Raw genomic sequence first — 9305 nt, forward strand, 5'->3', positions numbered from 1 at the left:
GCCCGCCGCGCCGTCGTCTGCGGCCGCCGCCAAGCCCGCCCCCCAAATCCGGTCGCACGGTGCGCTGACAGTCAAGCGTTTCGCGTCAGGGCTTCCAGCCGTAGATCCAGTCCTGCCGCGCCAGCATGCGTTCCGGGCCGAGCGCGCGGATTGCAAGATCGCGCGCGATCGCGAGCGGTCCGCTGAAGTGGTAGATGCGGCCCTGCTGCCGCGCGGTCCGCTGCACCCGCCGCACGCGCGCCTGGCGTGCGCGGCCATATAGCTTCAGCGCGGCAGTGATGCCCGCGGTGCTCTCGGCGGCTTCGCTGCTCAGATGCCGCGCGAGCACGGCGGCATCCTCGATTGCCATGCCGGCGCCTTGCGCGGCGAACGGCAGCATCGCATGCACGGCGTCACCGAGCAGCCCGACTGAGCCTTTGCTCCAGGGGCAGCCGTCGGGCACGCCGAACAGCGCCCATTTGCGCCAGGTATCGACCGCAGCGAGCATCATCCGTGCTGGCCGTGGCCAGCGCGGCGCGGCGAAGGCGTCTATCACCTCTAGGGGATCGCCGGGCGTGCTCCAGCCCGGCCTGTTCCAGGTGCCCGGCAGCACCGCGACGACGTTGATCTGGCGTCCGCCTGCGATCGGATAGACGACGAGATGAGCGTTCGGGCCCATCCAGAGCTGCACGCGGCGCGCGGTGTAGTCCTTCGGCAGCTGCGTGGCATCGAGCGTGCCGCGCCAGGCGATCAGCCCGGAGAAGCGCGGCTGCACCTCGGGAAACAGATGCTGGCGTACTGTCGACCAGATACCGTCGGCGCCGATCAGCGCGCATGCCAGATCGCTGCGGCGTATCGTGCCGCTGCGATGAACGACCGTCAGCCCCTTGGCGTGAGGTGCGACGTCTTCGAAGGTCGCGCCGAGCTTCAGGTCGATGTCGGGATGGTCGGAGACTGCGCCGGCGAGCGCGGATTGCAGGTCGGCGCGGTGCACCACCCAGTAGGGGGCGCCGGCGCGCGCCGACGCCGCTTCACCGAGCGGCATGCGCAGCAGCTCGCCGCCGGCCCGCGCACTCATGATCGAGACCGCCTCCGGGGTCACGGCGCGCAGCCTGAGGCGTTCGGCGAGGCCGAGTTCGACCAGCACGCGGCTGGCATTGGGGGAGAGTTGCAGGCCGGCGCCGACTTCCTCGAGGCGCTCGGCCTTTTCCAGCACGACAATGCGGAAGCCGCGGGCCGCCAGCGCAAGCGCGGCCGTCAGTCCACCGATTCCGGCACCAGCGATGACAATCGTTCGGGAGAGCGCCACCCCTGACCGATGGGAACGGTCAGGCGACCTTGTCCTTCAGGACGCATTCCGGCGGACGGGCTTCGCCCGCCTTCAAGTCGGTGGCAAGGCGGTACAGCGTCGAGCAGTAAGGGCAGATAATCTCGTTGTCGTTGCCGAGGTCGAGGAAGACGTGCGGATGATCGAACGGAGGGTTGGCGCCGACGCACATGAACTCTTGCGAGCCGATCTCGATGACGGGAACACCGGCATCGTTATGGAAGTGCGGGACGACATGGTCGGACATCGTAGTTCATCCTGGAGTGGCAATGGCAGCAAACACAATCAGCTTGATCTGCAGCGTCTTTTAGCGCCGCGGACCATACTGGGGCGTGCAGATGATTGCTAGTCCAGCGGAACCGAAAGGTTCGCAACTGCCCCATGCTCATTTGCTCATGCAAATTCGACACAATCTTGTCGCCTCAGAGAAGCCCTTCTTTCGTCGGGGACGTTGTGTCGTAATTTTGGCATACTATTTCTGTGGACGAGCAGGATTGCGACGAAAGACCAACTATCCGGCGCACATGACCTCAGGACCGCCCAGACTTTCCGCATGAAGTGGCTGCGAATCAGCACAGCGTTGACCGGTCTTGCGGCATGCAGCTTCATGCTCGTGCAGGTTGCGCCCCATGCGCGCGAGGCCGGCGCGATTTTTGCTGCCCAGGACGATCCGGCCGTGCTCTCCGAGCTCAAGCTCGACGCGCTGCTGCGGCAGAACGACCGCCTGGTTCAGGACAACATCGAGGCCGCGCTCGCCGCGGGCGACACCGATCTCGCCGACAGCTTCGTCGCGCTGGCGCGTGAGCGCAACATCGCGCTGCCCGACGATCTGCTCAATCGCGTGAGCGATGCGGTCAAAGCCGAAAACTCCACCTCGCATTTCGCAAAGCGGTTCGCCACCGGTCTCGTCACCGGCAACGCCGACGATGTCGCGAGCCTGTCCGGGACGGTGGCCGGCGATCTCTTCGTGATCGGTGACATCAGGGACATCGTGCGTGAGGGCAAGCACCTCGCCACGGGCGAGGACACCGACCGTCTGGTGCTCGGTCTTGCGGCAGCTGGTCTTGCGGTGACGGCGGCAACTTACGTCTCCGTCGGTGGCGCGGCGCCCGTGCGCGCCGGGCTGACGCTGGTGAAGGATGCGCGTAAGGTTGGGCGGCTCGGCGAAGGGCTTGCGGCATGGGCCGGCCGGTCGGCGCGCGAGGTCGTCGATACCCCGATGCTTCAGAACGCGGTCGCCTCCGGCTCGGTACGGCGTCCGGGCGAGACCGTGAGCGCGATCAGAGCCGCGTTCCGCGCCGAGAAGGCCGGTGCGCTGGTCCGGCTCGGCAAGGACGTCACGCGCGTTGCCGAAAAGACCGGCATGCGCGGCGCCATGGATAGCTTACGTATCGCCGAGGGCCCGAAGGATGTCGCACGCGCGGCGCGTCTTGCGGAAGCGCAGGGCGGCAAGACGCGTGCGATCATGAAACTGCTCGGTCGCGGCGCGCTGCTGCTTGTCGGCGGCGCGTTTGATCTGGCGCTGTGGCTGTTCGGCGCGGCACTGACGCTGTTCGGGCTTCTATCCTCGATCAAGGCGACGACCGAGCGCCTCACCCAGGCGTGGTGCGATCGCAGACGGGCGCGTCGGCTCCGTCGGGCGCAAATCGCAGCTGAAGCCGCTCTGGCGGACGCGGCTATCAAGGTTATTGTTTGAGCATGATCTCCGCGCAAATGCGGTTCCGCGTTTGTCGCGAGGAAAAACCGCTGCACATCTTTCCGGATCATGCTCTAAGATCAACCTCTTCCCTCAAGATTGCGGAACTATGTGATGCCGAGCTTCCACAACGGCGCCGTTGAAATTGCCTATCTGGACGAAGGCGAGGGCGATCCGATCATCCTTGTTCACGGTTTTGCCTCCAGCAAGAACGTGAACTGGGTCTATCCGACCTGGGTCTCGGAACTGCGCAAGAACGGCCGCCGCGTGATTGCGCTCGACAATCGCGGCCATGGCGAAAGTGCGAAGCTTTACGAGCCCGCGCAGTATTCGATTCCGACCATGGCCGGCGACGTGCTCGGGCTGATGGATCATCTCGCCATCCCGCAGGCCGACATGATGGGCTATTCGATGGGGGGACGGATGACGGCGTGGCTGGGGCTCAACGAGCCGCAGCGCCTGCGTTCGGCAATCCTCGGCGGCATCGGCATCGGCGGCTTGATCGAGGGCACCGGGCCCGGTGAGAACGTCGCGAAGGCGCTGGAAGCGCCCTCGCTCGACGACGTCACCGATCCCGTCGGCCGCACCTTCCGTGCGTTCGCCGATCAGACACGCTCGGACCACCGCGCGCTCGCCGCCTGCCTGCGCGGCACACGCGATCTCATGACGCGGGATGAGGCCGCGCGCATCGACGTGCCGGTGCTGATTGCGGTCGGAACCGCTGATGATGTTGCAGGCTCCGCCGGCGCGCTCGGGGCGATCATTCCCGGTTCGGAAGTGCTCGATATCCCCAACCGCGACCACATGCGCGCGGTCGGCGACAAGGTCTACAAGACCGGCGTACTCGATTTCCTGTCACGCCGCGGCTGAGGTCTCGTCCAGCGGCTGGTCGTCGCCAAAACGACGCACCAGCGCCATCAGCACCACGAAGGTCGCGACCCACACCATCCGCGCGCCATAGCGATCGTGCGGGCCCGAGATCACGCCGCAGATGAAGGCGTTGCCAAGCAGCGCCAGCGTGACGGTCGCAGCCAGCAGCGTCAGATCGTCGAGCCGGCGGTTTGCGAGCGAATGCGCGAGCAGGCCGACCAGCGCCAGCATCGAGGCCAGCGCGACGGGAACATGCAGCCAGTTGACGTGGTCGAAATTGACGTCCCACTGCTGCTGCCGTGCCGCACGCATCGGCGCGACTTGCGCGGGAATGTAACGCTCGATGATCCCGTAGGTGTGCGGGATCCAGCCATTGGTGCCTTCGCCGGTCGCCACATGCAGCAATTGCTGGCCCATCGCCCGCAACGCCGCGCCGGCCTGCCACGCCGGATAGTCGGCGAGCGAATGCACGACGATGTAGCCCATCTCGTCGTTCATGCCTTCGAAGCGGCCGAGCGTGTTGAACATGCTGTTGCCCCACAGGAACTCGTCGGCGGTCGCCGGCAGTTCGTCGCGATAGGGACAGAGCTTGAAGCGTTCGCGCGGGCAGTGATCGGCAAGATAGCGCGCGACGATGCCGTCCTGCATCATGCGGCCGAAGGCGACACCGTAGCCGCCGGGCGTCCAGGCCCATTTGCCCGACAGTGCATGGTTCGCCGATACCAGCATCAGGCCGCCCGCAACGATGGTGAGGCTCGCCTGCGTCAGTCCGGCAATCGGGAGACGCCGCCCGAGGAACGGTCGCGCCGTCCAGCCGGCGGCGCAGAGGCCGAGCAGCACGCCGAGCGTGGCGCTGTGCGTCGCTGCGGCAAAAGCGGTGAAGACGAACAGTGAGATCTTTTCGGGCGCGGACGTCCGGCTTCCGCCGACAATCAGGAGGAACAGCGACAGCACCGACAGTCCTGCAAAGATGTCGGTGAGCAGCATGCTCGCAAGCCAGGGCAGGGCGGTCGACAGGATCAGGAGCAGGCTGATCGCGACGAAGCGGAAGGTCTGCATCAGGCCGAGCACGCGCAAGGTGAGCTGCAACTGCCACAGCGTCGCCAGCGACTGGACCGCAAGATTGATCCAGAAGCCAAACCCCTCGCCATGGTGCAGATAGAGGCCGAACACGGTGGAGCGGCTCGGGACGAGATAGCCCTCGTACCAGCGCGCCAGATAGCCGCCGGTATCCCATTGCAACAGCGGATAGCCATTCCAGAACGCCGGCGCGATCAGCAGGAGGGGCAGTGCCACCGCCGCCAGCCGCAGCCAAAACGAGCCCGCGGCGCGCGCGCGCAAATGATCGGTGGTGATGGTCAAAACTGCCCCGTCGTCTTTCGGACCATGCCCGCAATAGCCGCTGAGACGAAATTCACCAATAGTTTGACGCCGCCCGGCTTGAATTTGGCGAAACTCTGACCACCTTGAGCCGACCTTGCCGTCTGGGGGCGCCGGAGAAATTGTTGTGATTCAACGCGTTGGCGCGCTTTGGCGGGGCAATGTAGTGTTCGCTCTCAGGCAAGCCCGTCAGGACTTTGTCGCCTAGACTGTGATATAGAGCCAGCAAAACGAGCCAATTCGAAAGAGCAGATCCCATGGCAGTTCATCAGGTCAATCCGGGAGGAAAGCTCGCATCCCTCGATCCGATCTGGGACCGGATCCGGAGCGAGGCGGAGGACATCGTCCATCGCGAGCCGGAGCTTGCGACCTTCATCTATTCGACGGTGCTGCATCACAGCCGCCTGGAAGATTCGGTGATCCATCGTTTGGCCGACCGGCTCGATCATTCCGCGCTGTCGGGCGATCTGGTGCGCCAGACCTATGACGAGGCGCTGCGCGACGATCCCGATCTCGGCAACGCCTTCCGCGCCGATCTCGTCGCCGTGTACGATCGCGATCCCGCGACCTCGCGCTTCATCGATCCCTTGCTCTACTTCAAGGGCTTTCACGCGATCCAGACCCACCGCCTGGCACACTGGCTCTATCTGAAGGGCCGCAAGGATTTTGCGTATTATCTCCAGAGCCGCGCTTCTGCGGTGTTCCAGACCGACATCAATCCCGCCGCGCGCATCGGCCGCGGCATCTTCCTCGATCACGCCACCGGTTTCGTCTGCGGTGAAACCGCGGTGATCGAGGACGACGTCTCGATCCTGCACGGTGTCACGCTCGGTGGCACCGGCAAGGAGAACGAGGACCGTCATCCGAAGATTCGTCATGGCGTCCTGATCGGCGCCGGCGCAAAGATCCTCGGCAACATCGAGATCGGTCATTGCGCGCGCATTGCTGCGGGCTCGGTCGTGGTCAAGCCGGTGCCGCACAACGTCACGGTCGCGGGCGTGCCCGCCAAGATCGTCGGCGAAGCCGGCTGCGCCGAGCCGTCGCGCACCATGGATCAGATGATCAACGCGTTGGGGCTTTGAGCTCGAAAAAGGGCCGGATTCTCCGGCCCTGTTCGTCCCCAAATTCTTTGGCAATTCATGCTGGCGGTTCGTCGCGTCTCGTCCTAAAACCCGGCCAACCCAGATTTCGATTGGAGACTTGCCGTGGACGTCAAGGAAGTAAGGAAGCTCGACGCGTATCTGAAGCGCGTATTCGGCAATCCCAAGATCCGCGTCGTGCCGCGGCCGAAGAAGGATGACTCCGCCGAAGTCTATATCGGCGAGGAGTTCATCGGCGTGCTCTTCGTCGACGACGAGGACGATGATCGCTCGTTCCAGTTCCAGATGGCGATCCTCGAGGACGATCTCGTCGATCAGGAATAGTGCAGCGATCGTGTCGCTCAACGGGGACGCGCGCGTCGCGCCCCCGTAGCTCTACTACTTTGCAAGAATGCGCAGCCGCGCCGTGGCATCAGCGACAATGATGCTCCCCGCATCGACGAGGTCGGCTTGCACGACCATGTCGCGATCCGTCCGTTCGATGACTCGCGCGCGTGCTGTGATGGGGCCGACTGTTGCCGGCTTCAGAAAGCGCGTATCGAGGCTCCTTGTGATCACGGTCAGGTCAGGAGAGAGTGCCGCGAGTGCGCAAATCCCGGTGGCGGAGTCCAGCATCGCGGCGAGGAAGCCGCCCTGGATCGTCCCATGCCTGTTGGTGAACGCGCTCTGAGCCTGAAAGCGGATCAAGGCTGTTTGCCCGGTCTCGTCAAAGCCAAGCCATTCGCGTCCCAACAATTGGGCGCCGGGTGGCACGTTTGCCGTTGCGTCGGTCACATCGATCACCGCGCGTGATGAGCCGGTGAGGAACCTATCAGCCGGTCAATGCAACGCAAGTGATCGGAGTATCAACCTCGCGGTCCGCGCAGTTGCGCCGTCAGCCGGTCCATCGCGTCCGCCGCATCGCGCCACTGCGACAGCCAGCTCCGCGGAAAGCGGAAGGTGAGATCGGCGCCGCCGATGCGGCGTTCGGAGAGACACATGCCTGGAGTGGCCGCATCGCGTGTGCAGCGCGCGGTCAGCGCGGGGCTTGCAGCAGAATACAGATCCTCGCTGCCATAGGGCGTGTCGCTGCGGAACATCCGCATCGTCAACCCGTCCACCGGATTGGTTGTGGCCTGGTCGAGATAGCGCGGATAGATCGTGCTGACCCGCTGCTCCGGCGCCAGCGCATCGTGATGCGCCGATATCGACAGGAAGATGCGGTCGATTGGCTGTATCGCCTCTTCGACGGTGTCGGCGGTGACGTGCTTCGGCGCGCCCGGCGGTTCCAGCGAAGGATACAGGAAGTCGAGATCGATGCGCTCTTGCGGGCCGGAGTGGCGCTGGATCTTCATCCGGATCGCAGTCGTCGGAACGTTGAACAGCGTGCCGCCGACGCTCACCGGCAGCTTGTCCGGAGCATTCGCGCCGCCGGCATCCCAGGTCGGCCACAACAGATAGGCGACGAGCGCGATCGCGCATACCGCAGCAGTGCCGCCGAGCACGATCGGGACGACATGTGCCCGGGGGCGCGTCCTGGAGGGCCGGGAAGAGGTTGCCGAAAACACCGTCATGAGTTGCGCGAGTAGAGCCCGGAAGTCGGCCGGTGGCCGACGAATCAGCGGCGAATATGCCATGCGGCGGTGATTTCGCGGAGCGTTCCCCGCTGCGGGAGAGGGAGAGGGCCCTGCGCGAACGGGCTGGCGCTGTTAACCTTCTCTTAAGGATAATGTAGCGTTAAGCGGCACTTTTTGTCACAGGAAGGCTCCGGCGTTGCGTAAGGGCGGACCGTTTCCGATGACACCTGAAGCTCTCAATACCTTCTTCTCGATCTGCATCGGTTTCGCGCTCGCGGGCGCGCTCGTGAGCGGGTACCAGGCGGTCGCGCAGCGGCCCGCCGGCTTCGGCTTGTTGCAGGATGGCGTGGCGCCGAAGACCTTCGCGGCGGTGCCGTTCCTGGTGTTCGCGGCGCCCTTCATCATCATGCGCAACACGCTGCGCGGCATGCGGCTGGAAAGCCGCCGCTTCGAATTTGTGATGATGGCGACCGTCATCGCCGGCTTCTGGAGCATGATGAGCGGCACCTTCTTCCTGATGACGCTGCGCGCGGCCGGCGTCCTGGTCTAACGTTTTGCAGGGCTGTCCGGTGTGGCGGCCCTTTGCCTCCGCGCCGCCGTTTCGCTATGGCTGGGGTTGACGCGACAGGAGACCTCATGGCGATCTACGAGCTCGACGGGCAGGCGCCCGATCTTCCAGCCGACGGCAACTATTTCATCGCGGAGACCGCGACCGTGATCGGCCGCGTGCGCCTGAAGCCCGGTGCGAGCGTCTGGTTCGGCGCGGTGTTGCGCGGCGACAATGAGTGGATCGAGATCGGCGAGGGCGCCAACGTGCAGGATGGCTCGACCTGCCATACCGATCTCGGCTTTCCCTTGGTGATCGGCAAGAACTGCACCGTCGGCCACAACGTCATCCTGCACGGCTGCACGATCGAGGAGGGGGCGCTCATCGGCATGGGCTCGATCGTGATGAACGGCGCGAAGATCCGCCGCAACAGCATCGTCGGCGCGGGCTCTGTCATCACTGAGGGCAAGGAATTTCCCGAGCGCTCGCTGATCATCGGTTCGCCCGCGCGCGTGATCCGCACGCTCGACGACGCCCAGGTGCAGAAGATGGGGAGTGCGGCGCGGTTCTATGTCGCCAACGGTCCGCGCTTCAAGAAGGGCCTGAAGCGGATCGGTTAGCTCTGCTCGACAAGAAGATGATGAGCAACTGCCGCCGCTGCTGAGGCTCGCGCGGAAGTGAGACAGTAAGGCTGTCAGGAATCCTGATGTGACGTTAGCTTGGTCCTGCTTTGAGGTGTGGAGCGTGTCCACACGGAGGATCGAGTGATGTTACGGAAGATGATGTTGGCGGCTCTGGCCGTCGCCGCGGTCGGGCTGTCTGCGCCGCAGTCGGCACAGGCGCGGGGGCG

General features: G+C 64.8%; 11 protein-coding genes. 6 read left to right on the forward strand and 5 right to left on the reverse strand.

Features of this window, described 5'->3' with window-relative positions; translation table 11 throughout:
- Positions 1-85: 85 nt before the first annotated feature.
- Both AC629_RS31325 and AC629_RS31330 read right to left on the reverse strand, forming a co-directional pair.
- Complete coding sequence (locus tag AC629_RS31325) at positions 86-1288, reverse strand: FAD-dependent monooxygenase (RefSeq protein ID WP_084808699.1); 1203 nt, start codon at positions 1286-1288, stop codon at positions 86-88.
- Positions 1289-1307: 19 nt separating this feature from the next.
- Positions 1308-1553: a zinc-finger domain-containing protein gene (locus tag AC629_RS31330; protein ID WP_027526433.1), complete on the reverse strand. Its 246-nt coding sequence runs from the start codon at positions 1551-1553 to the stop codon at positions 1308-1310.
- A gap of 306 nt (positions 1554-1859) precedes the next feature.
- Between AC629_RS31330 and AC629_RS31335 the strand changes: the two genes are divergently transcribed.
- Both AC629_RS31335 and AC629_RS31340 read left to right on the forward strand, forming a co-directional pair.
- Positions 1860-3002, forward strand: coding sequence for a hypothetical protein (locus tag AC629_RS31335; protein ID WP_084808700.1), 1143 nt, complete (start codon positions 1860-1862; stop codon positions 3000-3002).
- A 114-nt stretch (positions 3003-3116) separates the two neighbouring features.
- Complete coding sequence (locus tag AC629_RS31340; RefSeq protein WP_084808701.1) at positions 3117-3872, forward strand: alpha/beta fold hydrolase; 756 nt, start codon at positions 3117-3119, stop codon at positions 3870-3872.
- On the opposite strand, the gene AC629_RS31345 is transcribed toward AC629_RS31340, so the two are convergent.
- Complete coding sequence (locus AC629_RS31345) at positions 3858-5234, reverse strand: hypothetical protein (protein ID WP_084808702.1); 1377 nt, start codon at positions 5232-5234, stop codon at positions 3858-3860. The two genes, AC629_RS31340 and AC629_RS31345, sit on opposite strands and share 15 nt — an antisense overlap.
- 275 nt (positions 5235-5509) lie before the next feature.
- On the opposite strand from AC629_RS31345, the gene cysE reads away from it, so the two are divergent.
- Positions 5510-6334: a serine O-acetyltransferase gene (gene cysE / locus AC629_RS31350; RefSeq protein WP_084808703.1), complete on the forward strand. Its 825-nt coding sequence runs from the start codon at positions 5510-5512 to the stop codon at positions 6332-6334.
- Between the two features lie 123 nt (positions 6335-6457).
- Positions 6458-6676, forward strand: coding sequence for a DUF3126 family protein (locus AC629_RS31355; RefSeq protein ID WP_007602550.1), 219 nt, complete (start codon positions 6458-6460; stop codon positions 6674-6676).
- Positions 6677-6730: 54 nt separating this feature from the next.
- Here the strand turns inward: AC629_RS31355 and AC629_RS31360 are convergent, their stop codons facing one another.
- The gene (locus AC629_RS31360) at positions 6731-7126 is read right to left on the reverse strand and encodes a PaaI family thioesterase (protein WP_245332050.1); all 396 of its coding nucleotides are present in this window, start codon (positions 7124-7126) and stop codon (positions 6731-6733) included.
- A gap of 71 nt (positions 7127-7197) precedes the next feature.
- Positions 7198-7905 carry a hypothetical protein gene (locus AC629_RS31365; protein WP_084808707.1) on the reverse strand — a complete coding sequence of 236 codons (708 nt, stop codon included), beginning with the start codon at positions 7903-7905 and terminating at the stop codon, positions 7198-7200.
- A gap of 223 nt (positions 7906-8128) precedes the next feature.
- Between AC629_RS31365 and AC629_RS31370 the strand changes: the two genes are divergently transcribed.
- Both AC629_RS31370 and AC629_RS31375 read left to right on the forward strand, forming a co-directional pair.
- On the forward strand, positions 8129-8458 hold the full coding sequence (locus tag AC629_RS31370; protein ID WP_084808704.1) for a DUF6949 family protein: 330 nt from the start codon (positions 8129-8131) through the stop codon (positions 8456-8458).
- 86 nt (positions 8459-8544) lie between these two features.
- Positions 8545-9075: a gamma carbonic anhydrase family protein gene (locus AC629_RS31375; protein ID WP_084808705.1), complete on the forward strand. Its 531-nt coding sequence runs from the start codon at positions 8545-8547 to the stop codon at positions 9073-9075.
- Positions 9076-9305: the final 230 nt, after the last annotated feature.

The organism is Bradyrhizobium sp. NAS80.1, from assembly GCF_001908205.1.
Classification (GTDB): Bacteria; Pseudomonadota; Alphaproteobacteria; order Rhizobiales; family Xanthobacteraceae; genus Bradyrhizobium.